Here is a 25642-nt window from a genome sequence, read left to right on the forward strand (position 1 = left end):
CGACGAGGCCTGCACGATGGCAGGCCTCGGATAAAGCAGGCAGGGCTTACTGCATGTCGTAAGGCACGCTGGAAACCATCGGCGCCTGGCCGCCGGCACCATTGGGTACGGCAATTTCCACCGGCATGCCGTCTTCGGCTGCGATCACATCACGCACCATATCCCAGTTCATGCGCAGGTTGTTGGCCAGGTCTTCACGCTTGAGCAGGGCATTGATGACTGACGTGTGCTTGTCGACCACCGACGGGTCGCCCTTGTCGTCCAGCGGCGTGTGCGCCTCGAGGTAGACCTTGCCGGCACTGAGGCCGAACTTGTAGGGCTCGTTGATGATGCGTACCGGCACACCGACCGGGGCCATCTTGGCCAGCTCAAGCACGTTGTTGTTGAACATGCGGAAGCAACCGTGGCTGGTGCGCATGCCGATGCCGAACTTCTTGTTCGAACCGTGGATCAGGTAGCCCGGCACGCCAAGGGTGAACTTGAACGGCCCCAGCGGGTTGTCCGGGCCTGCCGGCACCACGGCCGGGAGGATGTCACCGTCTTCAGCGTGTTCCTTGCGGATCGAGGCCGGTGGCGTCCAGGTCGGGTTCGGGGTCTTGGCTGTGACCCTGGTGTTGGCGATCGGCGAGCCCCAGCCTTCACGACCGATACCCAGCGGGTAGGTGTGCACCACGTTCTGCCCTTTCGGGTAGTAGTACATGCGGTACTCGGCCAGGTTGATGACGATGCCTTCACGCGGGCCCGGCGGCAGGATGAAGCGGGTCGGCAGGATGATCTCGGTGCCGGCGCCCGGCAGCCATGGGTCGACGCCGGGGTTGGCGGCGATCATTTCCAGATAGCCAAGGTCGTTGGCCGTACCGATGTCGGCAAAGGTGTCTTCGTACTTGGCCTTGATCACCTGGACCTGGCCGATGACGTCTTCACCGGGAGGCGGCAGGGGGAACTCCAGCGCAGCAGCGGGACCTGCCGCCAGCAGGGCGGCCAGGGACAGGCAACGGGTGACGGCGGGAAAGCGCGGCAACATCCGGGAAATCCTTCGCTAATTCAATTGAGTCAAGCAATCGATTGTACACCGCCCCCTGCATAATCGGGAGATGTCCCGGCAGCGGTTGGCCGTACAGGGGATGAAAGGTTATATCAGCAGGTTACAGCTCGGGCCATACCGGCCGTGTGCCACGGCGCTGGGCATCGAGAATCGCCCGGCACAGCGAGCACAGGCGGCGGTCACGGTAAATGCTGCGCTCGGCCTGCGACCAGCGCGGTTGCGCCGGCAACAGAGTGCCGCACAGGGTACGGTCGGCCGAGCCACCGAGCTCAAGCTGGCGGGCTACCAGGTGGACGCGGATCTCCTGGCAGGCGAACAGGTCAAGCTGTTCGTCAGGCTCGATCAATTGATAGGCATACAGGGACCAGGCGGGACGCGGCATCGGGGGCTCCAAATCGGGGGCGCAACATTAGCCGAAAGCCGGTCACTATAAAAGCGTCAAAGCAGCGGTTTTAGTTGCGGCCAGGCATTTTCCAGCAACCTGGCCTGGGCGCCCTGCCCCGGATGAATGCCATCGGCCTGCATCAGCTCGGGCACACCGCCCACCCCTTCGAGAAAAAACGGCACCAGCGGCACCTGTTTTTCCGTCGCCAGGTTTTCATACACCTTGGCGAAGGCCTCGTTGTAACGCTTGCCGTAGTTGGGCGGCAGGCGCATGCCCAGCAAGAGCACCTTGGCGCCGGCAGCCCGCGATTTGTCGATCATCGAGGCAAGATTTTGTTGCAATTGCGTTGGCAGCTGCCCGCGCAGGCCATCGTTGCCGCCCAATTCAAGCACCACCAGCTCCGGCTTGTGCTCTGCAAGCAGCGCCGGCAGCCGCGCCTGGCCTCCGGCACTGGTGTCGCCGCTGATCGAGGCATTGACCACCTTGGCGTCGAAACCCTCGCGCTTAAGGCGTTGCTCCAGCAAGGCAACCCAGCCCTCGCGGGTATCCAGGCCGAAAGCGGCACTGATACTATCGCCGACAATCAGCACGGTCCCCGCTGCTGCGCCCTGGGCCATGCACATCAAGGCCAGGCCAGCACTCAATAACCATACTCGCATCGGATTCTCCATGGGCCCCAGCATTCTCAGTGCGCGCAACCTTAGCAAAGTGGTCCCCAGCGCGGAAGGCGACCTGACCATCCTGCACGAACTCTCGCTGGAATTGAAACAAGGCGACAGCCTGGCGATCGTCGGCGCCTCGGGCTCGGGCAAATCGACCCTGCTCGGCCTGCTCGCCGGCCTCGACCTGCCCAGTGCCGGCTCCGTGACCCTGGCCGGCCATGACCTCGGCCCGCTGGATGAAGACCAGCGCGCGCGGGTGCGGGCCGAGCACGTCGGCTTTGTGTTCCAGTCGTTCCAATTGCTCGACAGCCTCAACGCGCTGGAAAACGTCATGCTGCCACTGGAGCTGGACGGTCGCCGCGATGCCCGCGAGCACGCCCGCAGCCTGCTTGAGCGGGTCGGCCTGGGCCAGCGCCTGAGCCACTCGCCACGCCAGCTTTCCGGTGGCGAACAGCAACGGGTGGCCATCGCCCGCGCCTTTGCCGCCGAGCCCGCGGTGCTGTTTGCCGACGAGCCCACCGGCAACCTCGACAGCCATACCGGCGAGCGTATCAGCGACCTGCTGTTCGACCTGAACAAGGAACGCGGCACCACCCTGGTGCTGGTCACCCATGACGAACGCCTGGCCCAGCGCTGCCGTCGTCTGATCCGCCTGGACGCCGGCCACCTGGTCGCGCCGCTGGAGCCTTGATGAAGCGCTTGCCGTTGTTCCCCCTGGCCCTGCGCCAGTTGCTGCGCGACGCCCGCGCCGGTGAGTTGCGCGTGCTGTTCTTCGCCCTGTTGGTGGCGGTGGCGGCCAGTACCGCCATCGGTTATTTCGGCGCCCGCCTCAACGGCGCCATGTTGCTGCGCGCCACCGAATTCCTCGGCGCCGACCTGGTGCTGCAAGGCAGCTCGCCAGCCGCGCCCGAGCAGGTCAACCGCGGCACCGCGCTGGGCTTGCAACACGCCCGGGTGGTCGAGTTTTCCAGCGTGATCGCCACCGACAACGGTATTCAGTTGTCGAGCATCAAGGCGGCCAACGCTACCTACCCGCTGCGCGGTGCGCTGCGCAGCGCCGCCGAGCCCTATGGCGCCGAAACCGCTGGCGGCGGCCCGGCGCCAGGCGAGGCCTGGGTCGAACCGCGACTGCTGGCGGCGCTGGACCTGAAGATCGGCGACAGTATCGATGTGGGCATGAAAACCCTGCGCATGAGCCGGGTGCTGACCTACGAGCCCGACCGCGCCGGCAACTTCTACAGCTTGACCCCGCGAGTGCTGATCAACCTCGCCGACCTTGAGGCCACCGGGGTGGTGCAACCGGGTAGCCGGGTCAGTTATCGCGAACTCTGGCGTGGCGAGCCCGACGCGCTGGCCAGTTATCGTGACGCGGTGAGCAAAAGCCTCGCCGCCAACCAACGCCTGCAGGACTCGCGCGACGGCAACCAGCAGATCGGCGGCGCCCTGGGCAAGGCCGAGCGCTACCTGAACATGGCCAGCCTGGTGGCGGTGCTGCTCGCCGGTGTTGCCGTGGCGCTGTCGGCCAGCCGCTTCGCTACCCGTCGGTTCGATGCCAGCGCCCTGCTGCGTTGCCTGGGCCTGTCGCGTCGCCAGGCGTTGAGCCTGTTCTGCCTGCAACTGGCGATTCTGGGCAGCATCGCCGCACTGTGTGGCGCAGCGCTCGGCTGGCTGGCCCAGTTGGGCTTGTTCGAGTTGCTGCAAGGGTTGATGCCGGCACAGGTTCCGCCCGGTGGCATTGCCCCGGCCCTGGCCGGGATTGCCACTGGCCTGGTGGCCCTGGCCGGTTTCGCCCTGCCGCCGCTGGCGGCCCTTGGCCGGGTGCCGCCGTTGCGGGTCCTGCGCCGCGACCTGTTGCCGGTGCCGGCCAGTAGCTGGCTGGTGTATGGCGCCGCGCTGTTTGCCCTGGGGCTGATCATGTGGCGGCTGAGCCTCGACCTGCTGCTGACCTTTGCCCTGCTCGGCGGCGGCCTGGTCGCCGCCTTGCTGCTCGGCGGGCTGCTGTTGCTCGGCCTGCGCAGCCTGCGGCGCCTGCTCGCCGATAGCCCGCTGGCCTGGCGCCTGGGCCTTGGCCAATTGCTGCGCCACCCGCTGGCGGCTGCCGGGCAATCCCTGGCCTTCGGTCTGATCCTGCTGGCCATGGCCCTGATTGCCCTGTTGCGCGCCGAGCTGCTCGACACCTGGCAGAACCAGTTGCCCAAGGACGCGCCGAACTATTTCGCCCTGAACATCCTGCCCGACGACAAGAACAGCTTTGCCCAGCGCCTGACCGAGTTCTCTGCCCAAGCCGCGCCGTTGTACCCGGTGATCCCCGGACGCCTGACGGCAATCAACGGCGAGCCGGTGCAACAGATCGTCAGCAAGGAAACCACCGGCGACCGCGCCGTGCAGCGCGACCTGAGCCTGACCTGGGCCGCCGACCTGCCCCAGGGCAACAGCCTGATCGCCGGCCAGTGGTGGCAAGCCAAACCTGCCGCCGAGGCCTTGCCCGGTGTTTCGGTGGAAGCCGAACTGGCCCTGAGCCTCAAGCTCAAGCTGGGCGACCAACTGACCTTCACCATTGGCGGCCTGCAACGCCAGGTACAGGTCAGCAGCCTGCGCACAGTCAACTGGGACAGCTTCCAGCCCAACTTCTACATGATCTTCCAGCCTGAAACCCTGCAGGACCTGCCGACCACCTACCTGACCAGCTTCTACCTGGCACCCGGCCATGACCCGCAGGTGGTGGCGCTGTCGCGGGCGTTTCCGGCGGTGACCATCCTCCAGGTCGACGCCCTGCTCGAACAGCTGCGCAGCATCCTCGCCCAGGTCACCCTGGCGGTGGAGTACGTGCTGTTGTTCGTCCTGGCGGCGGGCCTGGCAGTGCTGTTCGCCGGCTTGCAGGCGACCCTTGATGAACGCATCCGCCAGGGTGCCCTGCTGCGTGCCCTGGGCGCCGGGCGCGGCTTGCTGGTCAAGGCCCGGCGCATCGAGTTCGGCTTGCTCGGGGCGGCCAGCGGCCTGCTGGCGGCAATCGGCTGCGAGCTGATCACCCTGGTGCTGTACCGCTATGCCTTCGACCTGCACTGGAGCCCGCACCCGTGGCTGCTGTTGCTGCCGGTCATCGGCGCCCTGCTGGTCGGCGGCGCCGGGGTCTACGGCACGCGCCGGGCGCTCAATGCCAGCCCGCTGGCGGTGCTGCGCGAGGGCTGATCAGGGTTTGACGTAGTCGATGGCGTTGACCCACCAGCACATCTCGCCGGAAGGGGTCTGGACGATGACTTCATCGCCGACCTCTTTTTTCAGCAAGGCGCGGGCCATGGGCGAGTCGATCGAGATGTAGTCCATGCGCCCGTAGATCTCGTCGTAACCGACGATGCGAAAACGCTTGGTCTCGCCCTCCTCGTTCTCGATCTCGACCCAGGCGCCGAAGAACACCCGGCCTTCCTGCTCCGGCGAATACTCGACCACGCGCATGTCTTCCAGACGCTTGCGCAGGTAGCGCACGCGGCGGTCGATCTCACGCAGCAGTTTCTTGTTGTACTGGTAATCGGCGTTTTCGCTACGATCGCCCAAAGACGCCGCCCAGGTGACTTTCTGGGTGATATCGGGACGCTTTACCCGCCACAGATGGTCCAGCTCCTGCTTGAGCGCTTCGTGACCTTCCTTCGTGATGATTTGCGTACTCAACAAAAATTCTCGCTTACAGGCTGACTGAGTGGCTTGCAGGGCCTGATCATCAACCCTGCCGACGCGCGGCGCAACTGCACGTGACTTGTGCCTGGCGGCTCCAGTCCCAAAGGGAATCCGCAGACAACCACAACAATACGGTCTGACCCGCATGCACGCCCAACGCACCGCCTTGCACAACGAGTTGCACGCCCGCCCGTCGCTGTACTTCGATGAGCCGGCGCATGTTTTCCACCTGGCGTTTCTCGGCACCGATGCCGATTGCAACGCTCTGCTGCAGCGCTGCTGCGCGGATGCGTTCGAGCCGGACGCCGCGCAGGGCATCACCCAGCTGGACGGCCATCCGTTCAAATGGGAACGCCATGCCGAGTTCTTCACCCTGACGATGGTGGTACCCGCCAGCAGCCGCGAGCTGAACTGGACCACCCTGCCGCCGGCCCTGGCCGCAGGTGTCGAGCCTTACCGCGAGCAGATGATCAACGCGGTGCAGGTACTGGTGCGCGACGAACAGGATCTGGACCTGAGCCGCTACGCGTTCAAGGACCCTTGCGGCTCCTGCGTGGGCGGCGGCGATGCCGTGGTGTGGAGCGATTTTCGCCTGACTGCAGATGGCACCAACCGCTTCCTGTTCATCAACCGCCGGCTCAATGCCTACCGTCAGGGGAGAATGATCCGTCGCCTGCTGGAGATCGAGACCTACCGGATGATGGCCTCATTGTCGTTGACCGTTGCCAAGGCCCTGAGCCCGCAACTTGACGCCTATGACCGCAAGCTGGTCAGCCTGTCGGAACGCAACGTCAGCAGTGACGGCGGCAATGCCAAGGCGCTGTTGGCCGATATCGCCCAACTGTCGCGCCAGGTGGTCGGCAGCACGGTCAAGCACCGCCATCGCTTCAGCGCCACCCAGGCCTATGCGCAACTGGTATTCGAGCGCCTGGGCGAACTGCGTGAAAGCCATGTCGGCGATTGCCAGCGCCTGGGGGTGTTCATCGAGCGGCGGTTCAAGCCCACCGTGCGTTACTGTGCGGTCACCGAACAACGCCTTGAGCACCTGGCCGAGAGCGTGGCCAACCTTGGCGACCTGCTGCAGGCACGGGTGCAGGTCGAGATGGAGGAACAGAACGCCGAGATCTTGCGCAGCCTCAACGCCCGCGCCGACACTCAGATCAAGATCCAGCGGGCGGTCGAAGGGCTTTCGATCATCGCCATCAGCTACTACCTGCTGAGCCTGTTCAAGCTCTTCTATGCCGGCCTGCATACCCTGGGCGCGCAGATCAGCGCACGCGAGGCGTTGTTGGGCATGGCGCCGGTGGTGATGCTGATCATGCTGGTGATCCTGCTACGGATCAGGAAAGCCAAGGCGCATTGACGTACCGGCCCGGGCGCTTCAAGCCCGGGTGATCAACCCCTGGCGGGCGACGCGGGTCAGGTGGCCGATGACTTCGGCAGCGTCGTCGGCGCTGGGCGACTGGATCACGGCGAGGTCGAAACGGTCGTTGGCGAACTGGCCAAGGGAGTCGCGGCTATCGGCGAACTGGATCAGGAAGGCGGAGTTGCGGCTGTTGCGACGCGGCCAGCCGTCGAGGTAACGCAGAAGGGTTGGCTGATGGCTGCCGCCCAGAAGAATACGCGGCGTGCGCGTGCCCTGGCTGGCGGGCAACGGGGTCAGGCAAACGCTGGAACGTGGACAACTCATGGGGTTAGATCTCCGCCTCGCAAAACCCGCTGGGCTGCGGTGGGAGGCGTCACCGAACCAGCGTTTTAGCGGTATTTGGTGAAACCTCCGAAGAGGTAACCCTGCGCCCCGCAAGTAGCTGTTTAAATCGGCGCAAGTCAGCATCCTAGAGAAGCCGCGGGTGGAATGTCAACGGCCTGGCGACTAAAAAGCCCCGGAAATCCGACATCAAACGGTAGGAGCGGGGTTGCCCCGCGATAGCGTTCTGTCTGCCAGATCGCATCGCGGGGCAAGTCGAGTCAGGCGGCATCACCGCCCCATCCGGATCAGCGCACAATCAATCGATCCAACGACAGTTTCCCCGCCCCCTCAACCAGCACCGCCAGCGTCCCCGCCATCAACGCCAGGGCAAACTCATAGCCATTGTTGGCCATGAACAACCCATTGCCGATATGCACCGAGAAGATCGCCACGATCAGCGTCACGGTCAGCGCCAGTGCCGCTGGCCGTACCAGCAAGCCGATCACCAGGGCCAGGCCGCCGAAGAACTCGGCACCGCCGGACAGCAGCGCCATCAGCAGGCCAGGCGCCAGGCCGAGGCTTTCCATGAACTGCGCGGTCCCCGCCAGGCCGCCGCCGCCAAACAGGCCGAAGAGCTTCTGCGCGCCATGGGCCATGAAGATGATACCGACCAGAATACGGATGATGCTCAGGCCCCAGCTGGCACGGCTGGCAACTACGGCGTTGAGGATGTTGTTGTTCATGAGTGTTCCTTAAGGGGTGTGATGTGTGGTGTTGGGCGCCATATTAATCGAATCAACCAATAGTAAAATCGCAAAATTTACGACATTAAAATCGAATTATTCGATTATTTTTGCCCCACACCTTTACCCCCTTTCGGCTCCAGGGATGCGCGCTCACGGTCGAAGGCCAGGAAGTACTTGTTGACGCTGTTCACATAGCTCACCGGCCCCATGCCCACCTGTTCCATGGCGATGCGCTCGGTCTGGAAGAACCACTGGTTGCCATTGAGCCCACGCCGCCGCGCTTCGGCACGCATCGCCTGAACCCGCTCCGGGCCCAGGTTATAGGCCGCCAGGGTGAACGCCATGCGTTCACGCTCGTTAAGCTGGTTGCTGGAAAAGAACTTGCGCCGGATCAGCGCCATGTAGCGGGCGCTGGCCTGAACATTGCCATCGACATTGGCAATATTGCTCACCCCCACCCGCTGAGCGGCGCTGGGAGTGATCTGCATCAGCCCGTGGGCGCCCCCTGCCCCGCGGGCAGTCGGGTCAAGGGAGGACTCCTTGAAGGCCACCGCAGCCAGGTTCAACCAGTCGATCTTCTGTTCGCGGGCGTGGCGCTGCAGCACCGGACGCAATGCCTCCAGGCGCTTGCGATCAGTGCGTGCCAGGGGATTGTGGACCCGGTACAGACGCCGGTAGATCCGCTCAAACGCTGCATCCTGATTGGCCGGCGCCTTGTAGCCCTGAAGAAAGCGATCGACGCTGGCGTGCAGCATTACCGCGTCACGGCGCACGTACCAGCGCATGGCCTCGGGGCTGGCCACATGCAGTTTGCGCTCGACCCGCAGCTTGGGCATGACCTTGGCCCAGCGTTCGGCAATCGGCTGCTCGACCACGGTCAGGTGAAAAATCCCGGCCTGGACCATCTCCAGCACATCTTCGACCGCCAGCGTCGGGTCGACCCACTCGACCTTGATCGGCGCCAGCTTACGCAGGGCCAGCTTCTGGTTGATCTCATGCAGGGTGTCGCCGGCGGCACTTGAGCTGGTCAGTGCCAAGGTGCGCCCGGACAGTTGCTCGACGCGCTGGAAACTGCGCTCGCCCTTGCGCCCGACCAGCACCAGGGGCACCTTGTCGACCACCGGATCACTGGCACTGAGGCCGCGGGTGGAGGTTGGATCGACCAGTTCGCCCGGTGCCACCAGGTCGGCTTCGCCGCGCTGCAAGGCGGCCAGCAGCTGTTCCTTGGCGCGGGGGATGATCTTCAGGCGGATTTCCTCGCCATCGCGGGCGCGGGCGTTGAGGTAGCGCTCAAAAGCACGCAGGCGGTGGTGCTCGACGCCCACCGGTTCGCCCTTGACTTCGCCGGAGCTGTTGCGGCTCTGGTTGACCAGCACTTTCAGCACCCGGCTGCTGCGAATCTGCGCCAGGTCGCGCACCGGGGTCTTGGGCACCGCCTGTTGCGGGCCGGCCAGACGCGCGCTGGCCGGCCCTGCCGTCAGCAGCGAGAAGCTCAGCACGATCAACAAAAACAGCGCTCGGGTCATCCGTTGCGAGGTCCGCGCGTGTGGGGTTGGCGCCATAGTTTGCAGTCGTTCCATGACAGTTGACCGCAAAAGACCACGACAACTCGTTGAAGTTCTTGGCTTTATCGATTTTCGTCGAGCTTTGTTATGCTGGCCGGCCCCCGGCCTGAGGTAGCACCATGCAACTCATCGACATCGGCGTCAATCTGACCAACCCAAGTTTTGCCGACAAACACCCGGCAATTCTCGAACGCGCCGAGGCCGCCGGGGTGGTGCAGATGATGGTCACCGGCACCAGCCTTGCGGGCAGCGAACAGGCCCTTGAGCTGTGCCAGCAGTTGGATGAAGGCGCCCAGCGCCTGTTCAGCACCGCCGGGGTTCACCCCCATGACGCCAGCAGTTGGAGCACCGACAGCAACCGCCAGCTGCGCGCCTTGCTTGAGCAGCCGCGGGTGCAGGCCGTGGGTGAATGCGGGCTGGATTTCAACCGCGATTTCTCGCCGCGCCCGCAACAGGAAAAAGCCCTGGAAGAACAGCTGGCCCTGGCGGTGGAACTGCAGATGCCGGTGTTTCTTCACGAACGTGACGCCAGCGAACGCCTGCTGGCGATCCTCAAGGATTTTCGTGACCGCCTGCCAGCGGCGGTGGTGCACTGCTTTACCGGCGAGCGTGCGGCACTGTTCGGCTACCTCGACCTGGACCTGCACATCGGCATCACCGGCTGGATCTGCGACGAGCGGCGCGGCACCCACCTGCACCCGCTGGTCAGCAGCATCCCCCAGGGCCGGCTGATGCTCGAAAGCGACGCGCCCTACCTGCTGCCACGCAGCCTGCGGCCCAAGCCGAAAAGCGGGCGCAACGAACCGGCGTTCCTGACCGAAGTGCTGCGGGAAGTGGCCCTGCACCGTGGCGAAAGCGCCGAGCAGCTGGCAGCCCACAGCACCGCCACTGCCCGCGCCTTCTTTAACCTGCCCGCGATTATTTGACGCATATCAAAACGTCTTGATGATCGACTGGGCACAATGATGGCACCTTGCCAACAATGTTTCCGCTCAATCAGAGAAGACCTACCATGGGTGCCTGGCTTAGCAATATCTCCCTGAAGTACAAGTTCTGGGCCGTGAATGCGGTTGCCTTTGTCACCACGCTGTTTCTGGTGCTATATGCCGTGCACCTTGAACAGCAGGCCCGGGCCCAGAGTGCACAAAGCAAAGCCCAGGCCCAGGCGCAGCTACTGGCGGCCTGGCCAGCCGGACAACCCCTGCCGAGCAACGCGCTGTGGCTGACGTACACCCCCGGCCAGGCGCCGCAGTTCGAAGGGCACAGCCTCGATGCGCTGGCCTCGGCCCAAGGCTGGGTCGAGCTCGAAGGCATGCCGTTGCTGGGTGACAATCCGCTGGCCGGCGCCCAGGTCATCAGCCACGGCGATCAGCAGATCGCCGTGCTCGCGCCCTCCCCCAGCCTGATCCAGGTATTCACCGACCGCTTCACCAATTACGCCGTGTGCGTACTGATCCTGATGTTGGCGATGCTCTGCGCCTCGCAACTGCTGATCCGCTTCCTGCTCAGCCAGCTCAACACCCTCAAGGACGTGATGCTGCACGTGGAAAAAACCGGCGACCTGTCAGCCCGCGTGCCCCTGGCCTGTGGTGATGAAGTCGGACAGATGGCCAGCGCCTTCAATGCCATGCAGACCACCTACCACCGGGTGGTCAACACCGTGGCGCGCACCGCCGCGCAACTGGATTCCGGCGCCGCGCGCCTGGCCGCGAGCATGAGCGACGTGCGTCACGGCATGCTCGGCCAGCAGAGCGAAACCGACCAGGCCGCCACCGCCATCAACGAAATGACCGCCACGGTCTATCACATCGCCCAGCACGCCGGCGCCACCCGCGACCTGTCACAGAGCGCCGACACCCTGGCCGGCAGCGGCCAGGAAGTGGTCAGCCGGGTACAGACCTCGATTGCCGGGCTGTCCAGCGGCGTACAACAGACCGCCGAAATGATCCGCCAGCTGGCCGACGACAGCCAGAAGATCAACGGCGTGGTCGGGGTGATCCACAGCATCGCCGAGCAGACCAACCTGCTGGCACTCAACGCCGCCATCGAGGCGGCCCGGGCCGGCGATCTGGGCCGTGGCTTTGCGGTGGTCGCCGACGAGGTACGCAACCTGGCCAAACGGGTACAGGCCTCTACCGACGAAATCACCACCATGGTCTCGGCCCTGCAGGCCGGTACCCGCGACGCCGTGGATTTCATGCAGGAAAGCTCGTTCAAGGCCGACGACTGTGTGCAACAGGCCCAGGAAGCCGGCGCCGCCCTGGCGGAGATCACCAGCGCGGTGGCGCAGATGCGTGAGAGCAATACACAGATTGCCGTGGCCGCCGAGCAGCAGAGCCAGGTGGCCGAGGAAATGAACCGGGCGGTGGTGAGCATCCGCGACGTCACCGAAGAGACCGTGCAGCAGACCGTTGACTCGGCCACCACCAGCAGCGAACTGGCGACCCTGGCCGGCGAGTTGAACAAGGCCATCGGCCAGCTCAAGCTATAGGCGTCATAGCCGCCATCGATTGGCCCCTTTGCCGGGGCCGCACTATTCTTCAGGCAAGCCCCTGAGGAACATTTCCATGAGTAAACGCCTGCCCAACCTGCCCGCCTGGCAATGGCGTGGCTACCACCACAACCACCGCAACCCGACCAACCTGGTGCTGCACCTGATTGCCGTGCCGCTGTTCATCCTCGGCGTGTTGCTGGTGCTCTCGGGACTGTTCTCGCTGGACCTTGGGCAACTGGCCGTGGGCATCATCGCCCTGATCGCCGGGCTCGGTCTACAGCGCCAGGGGCACCGCCTGGAAGCCGAACAACCCGAGCCGTTCGCCGACCGCAAGGATGCCATTGGCCGCCTGCTGGTCGAGCAGTTCATCACCTTTCCGCGCTTCGTGCTCAGCGGTGCCTGGTGGCGTGCCTGGCGCCAGCGTCATCGCCGTTAAGCGAACACCGACACCGTCTGGCGACTGATTGCCAGCAACTCGCCAGAAGCGCTCCATAGCGCGGCCGAGGCATGCCCGTAACCATCGCGGGCGTGGTCAATCTGCGCACAGTACCGGCACCAGTCCAGGGTGCTCAGGCTCGGCACCGGCTGCACGAACTCGATGGTCCAGGTCAGGGTGCTGCCTGCCGCCGGTTTGCTCAGGTAAGGTAACAAGGTCGGCGGCCAGGCATCGACCAGCGCCAGCAGGTGCGCCTCACTGACCGGCTCATCCTTGACGTCACCGCGCAGGCGTACCCAACCGCCCATGCTGCGCGATGGCGTGTTGCTGAACGGCAAGCCGCCCACTGCCCAGCGCAGGGCCAGGTGGCGCATGAACTCCGGCGTGATCCCCTTGATGTAAGGCAGCTCGGGCGCGGCCTCCTGCAGGCTTTTCATTTCGACCGCCGGCAAGGCCGGAACATCGACGACCGAGTCACGCCCGGCACCAAAGCTGCCCTGGATCAGCGTCACCACTTGACCGTTCTGAGTGGCCCGGCCTAACAGCGAACTGACGGCCTTGCCCTCGCGCAGCAGCTCGACGTCGAAGCTGATCGGCACTTCGGGCTCGGCCGGGCCGACAAAGGTAATGGCCAGGGAACGCACTGGACGCCCCGGCGAAGTCTTGGCCAGCATGGCCTCGTACACCAGGGCAGCCATCAGCCCGCCAAAACAGGCACGGCCCTGGGCCCAGCTTGAATCAATGGTCACCGCCTGGGGATGCTGGCGGACCGCCGTGAGCAATTGCGAAAAGTTCATGACGACCTCAGCGATCAGAAAAAAATTGATCTTAACCAGACAGCAGCCGGTCTACAGCACGCATTTCGGCCATTTCAGCGGGCTATCGCTGCGCAAGCCGCACCTGCAGGCGTTCCAGGGTGGCATCGGCACGTTGCTCGGCCATGGTCTGCTGCGTTTGCCAGTGGCTGACACACGGGGCCAGGTCGGGTTGCTGCTCGGCTTGCAGCAGCCACTGCAGCAGGTCGTGCCAGGTGCCCAGGTCACCCTGGGCACGCTTGAGGGCCTTTTGCAGGCGGGGGTTGGAGTGCTGCAACTGCGGATAGGCTTCAGCCGCGTAGCGCACCCGCTTGATCAGCAGGCGCAGGCGATGGCGGTCGTGGGCGGGATCGTCGAGGGCCTCACGCAGTTGCTTCCACTGTTTTCCCAGACGTCTGTCGATGCGCTGTTGCAGGCGCCGGATCAGGCCCTGGCGCTGCGCTGCGCGCAAGAACACCGGGAAAGCGTCGACGATTGCCAGCAGGCGCGCCAGCTCGGGGCTGGCGGCGACATTGGCGAAGGTTTGCCTGCGGTGCGCCAGGCGCGATTGCGCAGCGGCCGTCTGCTGTCGCTCGAACAACTGCGCGGCCAGCACCTCACGGTCACGCAGTGGTGTGGTCAGGGTACCCAGCGCCTGGGCAGCCGCTTCCAGCTGGTCGACGCCAGGCAATTCGCGCAGCGGCCGCAGCAGGCTGCGCAAGCGCCGCACGCCGATGCGCAGGTCGTGCAGCGCCTCGCTGTCGGTATCGGCAGCCAGACGTGCCTGGCACGCCAGCAGACGCACCTGCAGGCTCAGTACCTGGGCAATGACATGGTCAAGCATGGCCGACGACATGGTCTACTCCTGTATCAGCGCCCGGCGCGGGATTCGCGAATGTAGAAGCGGGCTTTCTGAGCCTTCCTGCTGCAGCCTTCGAACGCTTCGAACTGCTGCTGGGTCTTGGCCCCGGTCAACAGCGACAACGCCTTGGAGTAGCTGACGGTACCGGCGAAGCCTTCGGCCTTGGCCAGGTCGAGCTCCTTCCAGGCCGCGTCCAGCTGATTGGCGCAGCTGTCGCGGTAGGCCGTCTTGCCAGCGCAACCGGTCAGGACCAGGGCAATCAAGGGCAGGCAAATCCAGGCTTTCATCGGCAATTCCTCAAAAGAAAAAGTTCAGGGTGGCGACTTCGACGGCAAACAGTGAGAAAAGTGCCCTATTCAGCGTAGCGCAGCGCCGCTGACGATTGAAGCACAGACACAATTGGGCGCATTGTTAGACCATGGAAGCAGAACACCGGGGAAGCATCATGAAAAAGCGCGTCGCACTGGTTCTGGGTTCAGGCGGGGCTCGGGGCTATGCACACATCGGCGTGATCGAGGAAATCGAGCGTCGCGGCTACGACATCGCCTGCATCGCCGGGTGCTCCATGGGTGCGGTAATCGGCGGTATTTACGCCGCCGGCAAACTCGATCAATACCGCAACTGGATCGAGAGCCTGGACTACCTGGACGTGCTGCGCCTGGTGGACGTGAGCTTTCGCCTGGGGGCGATACGCGGTGAGAAAGTCTTCGGGCAGATTCGCAAGATCGTCGGCGAGGTCAATATCGAAGACCTGCGCATCCCCTACACGGCAGTCGCCACCGACCTGACCAACCAGCAGGAAATCTGGTTCCAGGAGGGCTGCCTGCACCAGGCCATGCGTGCCTCGGCGGCGATTCCCAGCCTGTTCACGCCGGTGGTGCAAGGCAACCGCATGCTGGTCGATGGCGGCATCCTCAACCCTTTGCCGATCATCCCGGTGGTCTCCAGCCACTGCGACCTGATCATCGCCGTGAACCTCAACTCGACCAACCAGAGGCAATACCAGTTACCGGTGATCGAACGCCCGGCAGCGTTCAAGTTGCGCTTTGACAGCCTGATCAACTCGCTGGGCTCGCACCTGCCGTTCCGGCGCAAACCGGCCGAGCAATTGATGCGCATCGAGCAGGAGCTGCAACCTGAGGCGGCGCAGATTCCCAACCCCTGGCTCAGCGACGCGGCCGCCCCCGAAGCCCAGCAACCGGCTGCGGCGCCGGAGGCTGACGGCGCGCCGAAATCGGCGACCGGCTCGTTCATCATCGACAACGTCGGGCCAGCCTCCCTGCTGGACTTGATCAACCAGAGCTTCGAGGTGATGCAGACGTCACTTGCCCAGTACAAGATTGCCGGGTATCCGCCGGACGTGCTGATCAACGTGCCCAAGCGAGTGTGCCGGTTCTTCGAGTTCTACAAGGCGCCGGAGCTGATTGCCCTGGGCCGGGAAATTGCGCGCGATACGCTGGATAACTATGAGGCGGAGCGGCGTTGACGGCTAACAGCATCGCGGGGGGGCGCCCCCCCCCCCCCCCGGGGGGGGGGGGGGGCGGCCCCGCGATAGGGCCCTTAATTCTGCTCCGGACCGATCAGCCTGTACCCCACCCCAGGCTCAGTCACGATAAACCGCGGCGCCGTCGGGTCATCGCCGAGCTTCTGGCGCACATGGGCGACGACGATGCGCAGGTAGTGGCTGTCATCGACGTGGGTCGGCCCCCAGATATCCTTGAGCAGTTGCTGCTGGGTGATCACCCGCCCCGGATGGCTGGCCAGCTGCGCCAATAGCGCATATTCCTTGCGGGTCAGCGCCACCTCGATGCCGTCCAGGGTCACCCGGCGAAACGCCAGGTCGACGGTCAAGGGCCCGAAGCTCAGCGCCGATGCGGTGGCTGTCGCCTGCGGCGCCTGGCGCAGCAAGGCCCGCACCCGGGCAAGAAACTCCTGGATGCCGAAGGGCTTGGTCACGTAGTCGTTGGCACCGCTGTCCAGCGCCTCGACCTTCTGGATTTCACTGGCCCGCACCGACAGCACCAGCACCGGCACCGCACTCCACTCGCGCAGTTCACGCAGCACCTGCTGGCCGTCCATGTCCGGCAGGCCAAGATCGAGCACCACCAGGTCGGGGCGCGCCAATGCCGCCTGGGTCAAGCCTTCGGCACCGGTAGCGGCCTCCACCACCTTGTAGCCCTGGGAACTCAGGCTGATACGCAGGAACTTGCGGATTTGCGGCTCGTCATCGATGACCAGCAGGGTCGCGCTTTGGCTCATGGGGCTTCGCTTTCAGGCTCGGGTTGGGTCGGCAGCGGCAAGCATAGAGTGATGCAGGTGCCCTTGCCATCGATACCATCGCCCACACGGATATGCCCGCCATGGGCGCCGATCATGCCCTGGCAGATCGCCAGGCCCAGCCCCGTGCCCTGCCCGCCGCGGTCACCGCGGGCAGCGGTGTAGAACATGTCGAAAATCCGCTCGCGATCGGCCTCGGGAATACCCGGCCCTTCATCGCTGACGGCAAAGCACAACAACTCGCCCTCAGTGCTGACCTGAAGCGCCAGCCGCCCAGCCGCCGGAGAAAAACGTGCAGCGTTCTCCAGCACATTGATCAGCGCCTGCTCGATCAACGCGGCGTGAACGAACAACAACGGCAAGTCGGCCGGCACCTCGGTGCGCAGTTGCAACGGCGCCAGCACCACCCGCAGGCGGTTCAGGGCACTGCCGACAATGTCGGTGGGCGCCACCCAGTCGCGCGCCAGCTTCAAGCCGCCATGGCCCAGGCGGGTCATGTCGAGCAGGTTCTGGATGTAGCGATCCAGGCGTTCGGCTTCGTTGCGGGTGCCTTCGAGCAACTCCTGGCGATCGGCCTTGGGGATCGCCTCACCGAGGGCCAGCAGACTGTCGATGCTGCCGCGCATGGCGGTCAGCGGCGTGCGCAGGTCGTGGGACACCGAGGCCAGCAAGGCGCTGCGCAGCTGTTCGGTTTCGCCATGCAAACGGGCCGACTCAAGCTGCTCGGCCAATCGCGCCCGGGCCAGGGCCTGGGCCAGCGGCTGGCTCAGGGCCTTGAGCAGGCGGCAATGCTGGGCCGTCAGTTGCTGGCCCTTGCGCGGTCGCACGCCGAGCAGCGCCAGGCGTGCCTCGTCCACCGACAGCGGCCACCACCACCAGCGGCCATTGGGCAAGGTATCGCTGCCCTGGCCCGCCGCCTGGTCGTGCTGCCAGGCCCAGTCGGCGGCGGCACGCTCATTGTCGCTGAACTGCAGGTCGCCGCCACTGGCCACCTGCAGTCGACCCTCGGCATCGCGTTCGAGCAGGCACACCTGCAGGTCCTGCCAGCCATCCAGGTGTTGGCCGGCGGCGGTGAACACCGCCTGGCGGTCGGTGGCGGCGGTGAGCTTGCGCGACAGCTCAAGCAACTGGCTGGTCTGCTCCTGGGTTTCGCGCAGGGCCTGCAACTGCCGGCGCTGGCGTGCGGCGAGGTTACCGGTGAGCGCTGCCATCAACAGGAAGAACAGCGAGGTCAGTACGTCTTCTTCACGTTGGATGCTGAAAGAGAACGTCGGCGGAATGAACAAAAAGTCGTAGGCCAGGAACGACATCACCGCACAGGCCAGCGCCGGGCCCAGGCTACTGCGTACCGCCACCAGCAACACCGCGGCGAGAAACACCAGGGAGATGTTCGGCAAGGCCAGCACGCTGGCCACCGCCCAGGCCAGGCCGGACGCCAACAGGGTGGCGGCCAGGGCCAACAGGTAATGGCGCCAGACCCAGACCTTTTTCACCGCTGCACTGGGCGGTTCGGGCTGGGTGTCGCGGTCGAGCACGTTGATTTCCAGGCCATGGGCATCACGCAGCAAGCGCGTCGCCACCCCGGCGCCGAACAGCCGCCGGCGCAGGCGATCGCGTGACTGGCCGACCAGCACCAGGCTCGCGCGCCGTTCCAGGGCATGCTGGATCAGGGTCCTGGCCACCTCGCCGGCGCGCAACAGCACCACTTCGCCACCCAGGCGTTCGGCCAGTTGCTGGGCCGCCTGCAAGCGCTGACGTGCGGTTTCGTCGCGCAGCCGGCCGTTGTCGACGTGCACCAGGGTCCAAGGCAGATGGCGGCGCTGGGCGACACGGCTGGCATGCCGCACCAGGCGCTCGGCCTGGGCATCGCCATCGACGCCGACCAGCAAGCGACCGCGCAAGGCCGGGGCGTCCTGGCCAAGCTGGCGGTAACCGTGGGCCAGGTCCGCATCGACCTGGGCCGCCGCTGTCTGCATGGCCAACTCGCGCAAGGCGGTCAGGTTGGTTTGGGAAAAAAACGCATCGATCGCCGCCCGCGCCTGCTCCGGCACATACACCTTGCCTTCGCGCAGGCGCTCAAGCAGCTCGCGCGGCGGCAGGTCGATCAGCACCAGTTCGAAGGCTTCCTGCAGCACCCAGTCCGGCAGGGTTTCACGCACCTGCACGCCCGTGATGCCGCGCACCTGGTCGTTGAGGCTTTCCAGGTGCTGGACGTTGACCGTGGTGTAGACGTCGATGCCGGCGGCGAGCAACTCCTGGACATCCTGCCAGCGCTTGGCGTGGCGGCTGCCAGGAGCGTTACTGTGGGCCAGCTCGTCGACCAGCACCAGTTGCGGGCGGGCCTTGAGCAGGCTGTCGAGGTCCATTTCTTCCAGCAGCATGCCGCGGTATTCGCTGCGCAGCAGTGGCTGCTGGGGCAAGCCGCCGAGCAGCGCTTCGGTCTCGGCGCGGCCATGGGTCTCGACCACTGCGGCCAGCAGCGCCACCCCCTGGCGCAACTGGGCATGGGCGGCCTGGAGCATGGCGTAGGTCTTGCCTACCCCGGGCGCCGCGCCCAGAAACACCTTGAGCCGGCCGCGCCCTTCGCGCGGCAGCCCAGCCAACAACGCATCTGCGCGTTCGGAATTGCTCATGCTCACTGCCTGTCCTTATTTCGACGCCGGTGCCAGCCGCTCAAGGGCGCTGTTCAGGGCCAGCACATTGACCACCGGCGGGCCGATCAAGGGATGCAGGGTGGACTGCTCGACCAGCAGTTGCAAGGCCTCGGGCGCAACCTTGCGCGCCGCCGCCACCCGCGGCAGCTGGTAGGCCACCGCCGCAGGCGACAGGTGCGGGTCCAGACCGCTGCCGGAGGTGGTCAGCAAGGCCAGCGGCACGGGCCCCTGCGCTTCGATGTACAGCTGCGCGGCGCTGCTCTTGACCCGCTCGGCCAACGCCGGATTGCTCGGTGCCAGGTTGCTGGCGCTACTGGCTACCGTGGCGTAGTCGCCCGCCGAAGGCCGCGACTGGAACCAGGCGTCGCCCTCGAAGCGTTGCGCGATCAACTGCGAGCCGCGCACCTGGCCCTGCCCGTCGCGCAGCAGGCTGCCATTGGCCTGGTCGGGGAAGGCCACTTGGGCGATGCCGGTGACCACCAGCGGGTACACCGCGCCGGTGATCAGGGTCATCAACAGGATCAGGCTCAGGGCCGGACGAATATGGGTAGTCATGGTCATCTCCTTGGTTCAGACCAGCTTCAGGGCGGTGAGCAACAGGTCGATCAGCTTGATCCCGGCGAACGGCACGATCAGCCCGCCCAGGCCATAGATCAGCAGGTTGCGACGCAGCAGGTGGGCGGCGCTGGCGGCCTGCACCCGCACCCCGCGCAGGGCCAGCGGGATCAGCACGACGATGATCAGGGCATTGAAGACGATTGCCGAGAGGATCGCGCTCTGCGGGCTGCTCAGGTGCATCAGGTTGAGCACGCCCAGTTGCGGGTAGATCGCCGCGAACAAGGCCGGGAGGATGGCGAAGTACTTGGCTACGTCGTTGGCAATCGAGAAGGTGGTCAACGCACCACGGGTCACCAGCAACTCCTTGCCGACCTGGACCACATCCAGCAGCTTGGTCGGGTCGCTGTCCAGGTCGACCATGTTGGCTGCCTCGCGGGCTGCCTGGGTGCCGTCGTTCATGGCCATGCCGACATCGGCCTGGGCCAGCGCCGGGGCATCGTTGGCGCCGTCACCGCACATGGCCACCAGACGGCCGTCGTTCTGTTCCTGGCGGATGCGCGCCAGCTTCTTCTCCGGGGTGGCTTCGGCGAGCACGTCATCGACCCCGGCTTCGGCGGCAATCGCCGCAGCGGTCAGCGGGTTGTCGCCGGTGACCATCACCGTGCGGATGCCCAGCTTGCGCAGCTCGGCAAAGCGCTCGCGGATGCCCGGCTTGACCACGTCCTTGAGGTGGATCACGCCGAGCAGGCGCTTGTCGAGGCACACCAGCAGCGGCGTGCCACCGCTCTGGGCAATCTTGTCCACTTCCCGGGCCAATGACGCCGGCATTTCCAGGCGTTGCATGCCGACGAAGGCCAGCACCGAGTCCACCGCGCCCTTGCGATAGCGACGTTGCTGATAGTCGATGCCGGACAGCCGGGTTTCGGCGCTGAAGGCCACGGGCGTGAGCTGATCGGCAGTCGGTTCGGTGAAATCATGCAACTGGCGCAGGTACTCGACAATCGACTTGCCTTCGGCAGTGTCGTCGGCCAGCGACGCCAGCAAGGCGCCCTCGCCCAACTCCCGCGCGGTAACGCCGGGCGCCGCATGCAGGGCGCTGCAGCGGCGGTTGCCGAAGGTGATGGTGCCGGTCTTGTCGAGCATCAGCACATGCACATCACCGGCAGCCTCTACCGCACGACCGGAGCGGGCGATCACATTCAGGCGCACCAGGCGGTCCATGCCCGCGATACCGATGGCCGACAACAGGCCGCCGATGGTGGTCGGGATCAAGGTCACCAGCAGCGCCACCAGGAACACCAGCGGGATGCTGCCACCGGCAAAATGGGCGAACGGCTGCAGGGTCACCACGACCACCAGAAAGATCAGGGTCAGGCCGATCAGCAGGATGTCCAGGGCGATCTCGTTGGGAGTCTTCTGCCGTTTGGCGCCTTCGACCAGGGCGATCATGCGGTCCAGGGTCGACTCGCCGGGGTTGCTGGTGATGCTGATCAGCAACCAGTCGGAGACCAGCCGGGTGTTGCCGGTGACCGCCGAACGATCACCGCCGGACTCGCGGATTACCGGCGCGGATTCACCGGTAATCGCCGCCTCGTTGACCGCGGCGATACCTTCAAGCACCTCGCCGTCGCCAGGGATCATCTCCCCGGCCGAGACCTTGACCACATCGCCCTTGCGCAGGCTGGTGGCCGGGACAATCTCGAAGCTGCCCGAGGCCGTACGGCGACGGGCACTGAGGCCCTGGCTGCCGGCCTTGAGGCTGTCGGCGCGGGCCTTGCCACGGCCCTCGGCGAGGGCTTCGGCGAAGTTGGCAAACAGCACCGTGAACCACAGCCACAGGGCGATCTGCAACGCCACGCCAGTGGGCACGCGGCTGTCAGGCAGCAAACACAGCAAGGTGGTGAAGATCGCGGTCAGTTCCACCACCAGCATCACCGGCGAGCGCTTGAGTTGGCGCGGGTCGAGCTTGACGAAGGCCTGTACCAGCGCCGGGCGCCACAGGGCGGCAACGGTGGTGCGCGCAGCTTCGGCGGCCTGCACCTTTACTTCGGGAATCGGCATATTCATCAGTTGTTCCTCACAAGCCCAGGCTCAGGTATTCGGTCACCGGCCCCAGGGCCAGGGCCGGCAGGAAGGTCAGGCCACCGACCAGCAGGATGGTCACCACCAGCAAGGTGACGAACAGCGGGCCGTGGGTCGGGAAGCTGTTCTGCCCCACCGGTGCGGACTTTTTCAGTGCCAGGCTGCCAGCCAGGGCCAGCACCGGCAGGATGTAGCCGAAGCGGCCGATCAGCATGCCCAGGCCGATCATCACGTTGTGGAAGGTGGTGTTGGCACCCAGGCCGGCGAATGCCGAACCGTTGTTGGCGCTGGCCGAGGTGTAGGCATACAGCAGTTGGCTGAAGCCATGGGCACCGGGGTTGCTGATCGCTGCCGCAGGTCCCGGCAGGCTGGCTGCCAGGGCGCCGAGCACCAGCACGCCGACCGGCATCACCAGCAAGGTCGCCACCAGCAATTGCACTTCCCGCGCCTGCAGTTTCTTGCCCAGGTATTCCGGGGTGCGGCCAATCATCAGGCCGGCGAGGAACACGGCGACCAACACGTTGAGCAGCATGCCGTAGAGCCCGGCACCAACGCCGCCGAAGATCACCTCGCCGACCATCATGTTGACCAGCGCAACCATGCCACTGAGCGGGTTGAGGCTGTCGTGCATGTTGTTCACCGAGCCGTTGGAGGCGGCGGTGGTGGTCACCGTCCAGAGCACGCTGGCAGTGGTGCCGAAACGGCTTTCCTTGCCTTCCAGCGGCGCGCTCTGTTCAACCAGCGGGCTGCTCAGCGCCGGGTTGGCCTGGTGCTCGCTCCACAGCGCGGTGCCGCCACCGATCAAGAACAACGCGAGCATGCCGGCGATGATCGCCCGGCTCTGGCGCATGTCCTTGACGTAATGGCCAAAGGTGAACACCAGGGCCACCGGGATGAGGATGATCGAAGCCACCTCGAACAGGTTGCTCCAGGCCGTCGGGTTCTCGAACGGGTGCGCCGAGTTGACGCCGAAGAAGCCGCCGCCGTTGGTGCCCAGTTGCTTGATCGCGATCTGGCTGGCGGCCGGGCCCAGCGGGATGGTCTGGTCGGCGCCGCCCTGCAAGGTCAGTGCATGCACGTAATCGGCGAAGGTCTGCGGCACGCCCTGCCATACCAGTAGCAAGGCCAGCACCAGGCACAGCGGCAACAGGCCGTAAAGCGTGGCGCGGGTCATGTCGACCCAGAAGTTGCCCAGGGTCTTGGCCGAGCGACGGGCGATGCCGCGGCACAGCGCGACCAGCACCGCCAGGCCGGTGGCGGCGCTGACAAAGTTCTGCACGGTCAGGCCGAGCATCTGGCTCAGGTAACTGACCGAAGCCTCACCGCTGTAGGACTGCCAGTTGGTGTTGGTGACAAAGCTCACCGCGGTGTTGAATGCCAGCGACCACTCCTGCCCCGCCAGGTGCTGCGGGTTGAGCGGCAGGTAGCCTTGCAACTGCAGCACCGTGAACACCAACACGAAGCCGGCGAGGTTGAAGGCCAGCAGGGCCAGAGTGTATTGCTGCCAGCTCTGCTCCTTGTTCGCGTCGACCCCGGCCAGCCGGTAGCAGCCACGCTCGAGCGGCCCGAGCAGTGTCGACAGCCAGGTACGCTGGCCCTCCATCACCTTGAAATAGAAACGCCCGAGCAAGGGTGCCGGGAGCAGTACCAGCGCAAAGAACGCCAGCAGCAACACGTAATCGTAACTGTGCATGGTCGCTCCTAGCCCCGATCGGCGCGCAGCAGCGCGACCAGCAGGTAGATCATCAAGGCCACTGCCAACAGCAGTGACACCCCGTCCAGAATGCTCATGAAAACTCTCCGTCCTTACGGCACGCGCCGCTGACGGTCATTGTCGGCAGAGTGGCTGTAAAGGGACGAGACCAAGAGCCCGGGGCGGGCATAAAGAATGCGTAAATAACGCCGCCCACCTGTAGGAGCGGGCTTGCACCGCGATGAGGCCAGTACTGTCAGTAGATCCGGCGTCGCCTGGGTTGCGACCGCTGCGCGCTCGATCGCGGGGCAAGGCCCGTTCCCACAGAAGGCCTGCGCCTACAGGGGTCTCCACTCAAGAGGCTGCTGGTAATTGGCAACCCAGTCGACCACCTGCTCGGCCGGCATTGGCCGGGCGATGCAGTAGCCCTGGGCGATGTCGCAACCCAGGCCCATCAGCAACTGACCATGCTCGACCGTCTCCAGGCCCTCGGCGATCACCTGGCGGCCAAAAGCCCGGGCCAGACCGATCACGGCGCGGGTCAGGGCCAGGTCGTCCTGGTCGTGGAGGATGTCGCGGACGAACGACTTGTCGATCTTGATGGTGCGCGTCGGCAGGCGCTTGAGGTAACTGAGCGACGAATAGCCGGTGCCAAAATCATCCAGCGAGAATTGCACGCCCAGGCGCTGGCAAGCCTCCAGGCACTGGCTGACGCGCTGGATATTTTCAATCGCCACCGACTCGACGATCTCCAGGTCGAGCATCGCCGGTGCGACGGCCGGATGACGGTTCAGCGACAACTGCAGGCGCTCGACAAAGTCGTCACGCTGCACATGGCGGGCAGCAATATTGACGCTGACCGGCCATTGATACCCCAGCGCTTGCCATCGCTGCATCTGGTTCATGGCCTGGTCGATGACCCATTCGCCGATCTCGACGATCAGGTCGGTCTGTTCGACCTGCGGCAGGAAGTCAGCGGGCATCACCAGCCCCTTGCCCGGGTGCTGCCAACGCAGCAGCGCTTCAAAGCCGATCACCGCGCCGTTGTGCATGTTGACCTTGGGTTGGTAATGCAGGCACAGCTCGCCCATGTACAAGGCCTGGCGCAGGCGCGCCACGGTCTGGTGGGTGGCCTTGACCTCCCGGTCGAGCGACACGTCGAACAGGTGGAAGCGATTGCGCCCACTCTGCTTGGCCACGTACAGGGCCTGGTCGGCGTGGCGCACCAGGGTGTCGGTGTCCTCGTTGTCCTGAGGGAACAAGGTCACGCCGATACTGGCGCTGACGCGGATCTCCTGGTCGCGGATCTGGTACGGCGCTGCTATCGCGATCAGCACCCGGTCGAGCGCCGCCTGCAAATGCGCAGGGTTCTGCACATGGCGCAGGATCAGCACGAACTCGTCGCCCGACAACCGCGCCACGGCATCGCCGCCGCGCAAGATGCCCTTCAGGCGCGTGGCCACTTCGACCAGCAGAAGATCGCCGCTGGCATGCCCGTAGCCGTCGTTGACCGCCTTGAAGCCATCCAGATCGAGCATGCACACCGCCAGCGGAATGTCCTCGTTGCGCGAGTACTCCAGGGCCTGGTTGAGCAGGTCGGACAGATAAGCGCGATTGGGCAGGCCGGTGAGCACATCGTGGCCCACGCGCCATTGCAGGGTATGCAACAACTGGCGCTTCTCGGTGACATCGAAGCGGATCGAAACGTACTTGCGCACCTGGCCGCTGGCCGGGTCGATCAGCGGCACCATGGTGCTGTCGACCCAGTACAACGAGCCGTCCTTGGCACGGTTGCAGATCTCGCCCTTCCAGACCCTGCCGGCGACCAGCGCGCGCCACATGTCGACGAAAAATTCCGGCCCGTGCAGGCCGGAGTTGAGGATCCGGTGATTGGCCCCGAGCAGTTCCTCGCGGCTGTAGCCGGAGATGCTGCAGAACTGCTCGTTGACGTAAGTGATCCGGCCACTGAGGTCGGTTTCGGAAAAGATCGCGGCGGCATCGACGGCCGTGCGGTAGTTATCGTCCAT

24 protein-coding genes are annotated in these 25642 nt (G+C 65.2%); 7 read left to right on the forward strand and 17 right to left on the reverse strand.

The features are described from left to right. Positions 1-46 precede the first annotated feature (46 nt). The 3 genes from KHO53_RS01410 to KHO53_RS01420 form a co-directional block, all read right to left on the reverse strand. Positions 47-1024, reverse strand: coding sequence for a L,D-transpeptidase family protein (locus KHO53_RS01410; RefSeq protein ID WP_010222547.1), 978 nt, complete (start codon positions 1022-1024; stop codon positions 47-49). 121 nt (positions 1025-1145) lie between these two features. Further along, positions 1146-1427 (reverse strand): hypothetical protein, encoded by a 282-nt coding sequence (locus KHO53_RS01415; RefSeq protein WP_010222548.1) that lies wholly within the window; start codon positions 1425-1427, stop codon positions 1146-1148. Positions 1428-1483: 56 nt separating this feature from the next. Beyond that, a complete protein-coding gene (locus tag KHO53_RS01420) occupies positions 1484-2089 on the reverse strand; it encodes an arylesterase (RefSeq protein WP_010222549.1) in 606 nt (201 codons plus the stop codon). 10 nt (positions 2090-2099) lie between these two features. Between KHO53_RS01420 and KHO53_RS01425 the strand changes: the two genes are divergently transcribed. Next, positions 2100-2783 carry an ABC transporter ATP-binding protein gene (locus KHO53_RS01425; RefSeq protein ID WP_010222550.1) on the forward strand — a complete coding sequence of 228 codons (684 nt, stop codon included), beginning with the start codon at positions 2100-2102 and terminating at the stop codon, positions 2781-2783. Continuing rightward, the gene (locus KHO53_RS01430) at positions 2783-5281 is read left to right on the forward strand and encodes an ABC transporter permease (protein WP_010222551.1); all 2499 of its coding nucleotides are present in this window, start codon (positions 2783-2785) and stop codon (positions 5279-5281) included. The genes KHO53_RS01425 and KHO53_RS01430 overlap by 1 nt, the downstream gene beginning before the upstream one ends. Here the strand turns inward: KHO53_RS01430 and greB are convergent, their stop codons facing one another. Next, positions 5282-5758, reverse strand: coding sequence for a transcription elongation factor GreB (gene greB / locus KHO53_RS01435; RefSeq protein ID WP_010222552.1), 477 nt, complete (start codon positions 5756-5758; stop codon positions 5282-5284). 151 nt (positions 5759-5909) lie between these two features. Between greB and KHO53_RS01440 the strand changes: the two genes are divergently transcribed. After that, the gene (locus KHO53_RS01440; RefSeq protein WP_213569886.1) at positions 5910-7127 is read left to right on the forward strand and encodes a DUF3422 domain-containing protein; all 1218 of its coding nucleotides are present in this window, start codon (positions 5910-5912) and stop codon (positions 7125-7127) included. Between the two features lie 18 nt (positions 7128-7145). Here the strand turns inward: KHO53_RS01440 and KHO53_RS01445 are convergent, their stop codons facing one another. The 3 genes from KHO53_RS01445 to KHO53_RS01455 all read right to left on the reverse strand — a co-directional run bounded on the left by KHO53_RS01445 (position 7146) and on the right by KHO53_RS01455 (position 9726). Next, positions 7146-7454: a hypothetical protein gene (locus tag KHO53_RS01445; protein ID WP_010222554.1), complete on the reverse strand. Its 309-nt coding sequence runs from the start codon at positions 7452-7454 to the stop codon at positions 7146-7148. Positions 7455-7759: 305 nt separating this feature from the next. After that, entirely contained in the window at positions 7760-8197 is a 438-nt protein-coding gene (locus tag KHO53_RS01450) for a DoxX family protein (protein WP_010222555.1), read from the reverse strand. A gap of 104 nt (positions 8198-8301) precedes the next feature. Further along, complete coding sequence (locus tag KHO53_RS01455; protein WP_213570600.1) at positions 8302-9726, reverse strand: MltF family protein; 1425 nt, start codon at positions 9724-9726, stop codon at positions 8302-8304. 158 nt (positions 9727-9884) lie between these two features. On the opposite strand from KHO53_RS01455, the gene KHO53_RS01460 reads away from it, so the two are divergent. The 3 genes from KHO53_RS01460 to KHO53_RS01470 all read left to right on the forward strand — a co-directional run bounded on the left by KHO53_RS01460 (position 9885) and on the right by KHO53_RS01470 (position 12695). Continuing rightward, the gene (locus KHO53_RS01460) at positions 9885-10691 is read left to right on the forward strand and encodes a TatD family hydrolase (RefSeq protein ID WP_010222557.1); all 807 of its coding nucleotides are present in this window, start codon (positions 9885-9887) and stop codon (positions 10689-10691) included. A gap of 86 nt (positions 10692-10777) precedes the next feature. Continuing rightward, the gene (locus tag KHO53_RS01465) at positions 10778-12256 is read left to right on the forward strand and encodes a methyl-accepting chemotaxis protein (RefSeq protein WP_213569887.1); all 1479 of its coding nucleotides are present in this window, start codon (positions 10778-10780) and stop codon (positions 12254-12256) included. Positions 12257-12332: 76 nt separating this feature from the next. Next, positions 12333-12695: an Mpo1-like protein gene (locus tag KHO53_RS01470; protein ID WP_010222559.1), complete on the forward strand. Its 363-nt coding sequence runs from the start codon at positions 12333-12335 to the stop codon at positions 12693-12695. Here the strand turns inward: KHO53_RS01470 and KHO53_RS01475 are convergent. The 3 genes from KHO53_RS01475 to KHO53_RS01485 form a co-directional block, all read right to left on the reverse strand. Beyond that, positions 12692-13492 (reverse strand): acyl-CoA thioesterase, encoded by an 801-nt coding sequence (locus KHO53_RS01475; protein WP_010222560.1) that lies wholly within the window; start codon positions 13490-13492, stop codon positions 12692-12694. The two genes, KHO53_RS01470 and KHO53_RS01475, sit on opposite strands and share 4 nt — an antisense overlap. Before the next feature lie 82 nt (positions 13493-13574). Further along, the gene (locus KHO53_RS01480; RefSeq protein WP_010222561.1) at positions 13575-14345 is read right to left on the reverse strand and encodes a CHAD domain-containing protein; all 771 of its coding nucleotides are present in this window, start codon (positions 14343-14345) and stop codon (positions 13575-13577) included. 14 nt (positions 14346-14359) lie between these two features. After that, positions 14360-14638 carry a hypothetical protein gene (locus KHO53_RS01485; RefSeq protein ID WP_010222562.1) on the reverse strand — a complete coding sequence of 93 codons (279 nt, stop codon included), beginning with the start codon at positions 14636-14638 and terminating at the stop codon, positions 14360-14362. Between the two features lie 158 nt (positions 14639-14796). On the opposite strand from KHO53_RS01485, the gene KHO53_RS01490 reads away from it, so the two are divergent. Beyond that, positions 14797-15837 (forward strand): patatin-like phospholipase family protein, encoded by a 1041-nt coding sequence (locus KHO53_RS01490; protein WP_010222563.1) that lies wholly within the window; start codon positions 14797-14799, stop codon positions 15835-15837. A gap of 74 nt (positions 15838-15911) precedes the next feature. On the opposite strand, the gene KHO53_RS01495 is transcribed toward KHO53_RS01490, so the two are convergent. The 7 genes from KHO53_RS01495 to KHO53_RS01525 all read right to left on the reverse strand — a co-directional run bounded on the left by KHO53_RS01495 (position 15912) and on the right by KHO53_RS01525 (position 25642). After that, positions 15912-16610 (reverse strand): response regulator, encoded by a 699-nt coding sequence (locus KHO53_RS01495; protein WP_010222564.1) that lies wholly within the window; start codon positions 16608-16610, stop codon positions 15912-15914. Then, positions 16607-19261 carry a DUF4118 domain-containing protein gene (locus tag KHO53_RS01500; RefSeq protein ID WP_010222565.1) on the reverse strand — a complete coding sequence of 885 codons (2655 nt, stop codon included), beginning with the start codon at positions 19259-19261 and terminating at the stop codon, positions 16607-16609. Before KHO53_RS01500 ends, KHO53_RS01495 begins: the two co-directional genes overlap by 4 nt. Positions 19262-19276: 15 nt before the next feature. Further along, positions 19277-19837: a potassium-transporting ATPase subunit KdpC gene (gene kdpC, locus KHO53_RS01505; protein WP_010222566.1), complete on the reverse strand. Its 561-nt coding sequence runs from the start codon at positions 19835-19837 to the stop codon at positions 19277-19279. A gap of 15 nt (positions 19838-19852) precedes the next feature. After that, positions 19853-21907: a potassium-transporting ATPase subunit KdpB gene (gene kdpB, locus KHO53_RS01510; protein WP_010222567.1), complete on the reverse strand. Its 2055-nt coding sequence runs from the start codon at positions 21905-21907 to the stop codon at positions 19853-19855. A gap of 10 nt (positions 21908-21917) precedes the next feature. After that, complete coding sequence (kdpA, locus tag KHO53_RS01515) at positions 21918-23615, reverse strand: potassium-transporting ATPase subunit KdpA (RefSeq protein ID WP_213569888.1); 1698 nt, start codon at positions 23613-23615, stop codon at positions 21918-21920. Positions 23616-23623: 8 nt separating this feature from the next. Beyond that, positions 23624-23713 (reverse strand): K(+)-transporting ATPase subunit F, encoded by a 90-nt coding sequence (kdpF, locus tag KHO53_RS01520; RefSeq protein WP_036996387.1) that lies wholly within the window; start codon positions 23711-23713, stop codon positions 23624-23626. Positions 23714-23953: 240 nt separating this feature from the next. Then, positions 23954-25642: a putative bifunctional diguanylate cyclase/phosphodiesterase gene (locus tag KHO53_RS01525; protein ID WP_036996388.1), complete on the reverse strand. Its 1689-nt coding sequence runs from the start codon at positions 25640-25642 to the stop codon at positions 23954-23956.

Origin of the sequence: Pseudomonas sp. RC2C2 (assembly GCF_018390435.1) — a bacterium.
GTDB classification, from domain to species: domain Bacteria; phylum Pseudomonadota; class Gammaproteobacteria; order Pseudomonadales; family Pseudomonadaceae; genus Aquipseudomonas; species Aquipseudomonas donghuensis.

Coding starts and splice junctions, on each gene's coding strand:
- KHO53_RS01410 (WP_010222547.1), bottom strand. CDS start 1,024: ATGTTGCCGCGCTTTCCCGCCGTCACCCGTTGCCTGTCCCTGGCCGCC.
- KHO53_RS01415 (WP_010222548.1), bottom strand. CDS start 1,427: ATGCCGCGTCCCGCCTGGTCCCTGTATGCCTATCAATTGATCGAGCCT.
- KHO53_RS01420 (WP_010222549.1), bottom strand. CDS start 2,089: ATGCGAGTATGGTTATTGAGTGCTGGCCTGGCCTTGATGTGCATGGCC.
- KHO53_RS01425 (WP_010222550.1), top strand. CDS start 2,100: ATGGGCCCCAGCATTCTCAGTGCGCGCAACCTTAGCAAAGTGGTCCCC.
- KHO53_RS01430 (WP_010222551.1), top strand. CDS start 2,783: ATGAAGCGCTTGCCGTTGTTCCCCCTGGCCCTGCGCCAGTTGCTGCGC.
- KHO53_RS01440 (WP_213569886.1), top strand. CDS start 5,910: ATGCACGCCCAACGCACCGCCTTGCACAACGAGTTGCACGCCCGCCCG.
- KHO53_RS01445 (WP_010222554.1), bottom strand. CDS start 7,454: ATGAGTTGTCCACGTTCCAGCGTTTGCCTGACCCCGTTGCCCGCCAGC.
- KHO53_RS01450 (WP_010222555.1), bottom strand. CDS start 8,197: ATGAACAACAACATCCTCAACGCCGTAGTTGCCAGCCGTGCCAGCTGG.
- KHO53_RS01455 (WP_213570600.1), bottom strand. CDS start 9,726: ATGACCCGAGCGCTGTTTTTGTTGATCGTGCTGAGCTTCTCGCTGCTG.
- KHO53_RS01460 (WP_010222557.1), top strand. CDS start 9,885: ATGCAACTCATCGACATCGGCGTCAATCTGACCAACCCAAGTTTTGCC.
- KHO53_RS01465 (WP_213569887.1), top strand. CDS start 10,778: ATGGGTGCCTGGCTTAGCAATATCTCCCTGAAGTACAAGTTCTGGGCC.
- KHO53_RS01470 (WP_010222559.1), top strand. CDS start 12,333: ATGAGTAAACGCCTGCCCAACCTGCCCGCCTGGCAATGGCGTGGCTAC.
- KHO53_RS01475 (WP_010222560.1), bottom strand. CDS start 13,492: ATGAACTTTTCGCAATTGCTCACGGCGGTCCGCCAGCATCCCCAGGCG.
- KHO53_RS01480 (WP_010222561.1), bottom strand. CDS start 14,345: ATGTCGTCGGCCATGCTTGACCATGTCATTGCCCAGGTACTGAGCCTG.
- KHO53_RS01485 (WP_010222562.1), bottom strand. CDS start 14,638: ATGAAAGCCTGGATTTGCCTGCCCTTGATTGCCCTGGTCCTGACCGGT.
- KHO53_RS01490 (WP_010222563.1), top strand. CDS start 14,797: ATGAAAAAGCGCGTCGCACTGGTTCTGGGTTCAGGCGGGGCTCGGGGC.
- KHO53_RS01495 (WP_010222564.1), bottom strand. CDS start 16,610: ATGAGCCAAAGCGCGACCCTGCTGGTCATCGATGACGAGCCGCAAATC.
- KHO53_RS01500 (WP_010222565.1), bottom strand. CDS start 19,261: ATGAGCAATTCCGAACGCGCAGATGCGTTGTTGGCTGGGCTGCCGCGC.
- kdpC (WP_010222566.1), bottom strand. CDS start 19,837: ATGACTACCCATATTCGTCCGGCCCTGAGCCTGATCCTGTTGATGACC.
- kdpB (WP_010222567.1), bottom strand. CDS start 21,907: ATGAATATGCCGATTCCCGAAGTAAAGGTGCAGGCCGCCGAAGCTGCG.
- kdpA (WP_213569888.1), bottom strand. CDS start 23,615: ATGCACAGTTACGATTACGTGTTGCTGCTGGCGTTCTTTGCGCTGGTA.
- kdpF (WP_036996387.1), bottom strand. CDS start 23,713: ATGAGCATTCTGGACGGGGTGTCACTGCTGTTGGCAGTGGCCTTGATG.
- KHO53_RS01525 (WP_036996388.1), bottom strand. CDS start 25,642: ATGGACGATAACTACCGCACGGCCGTCGATGCCGCCGCGATCTTTTCC.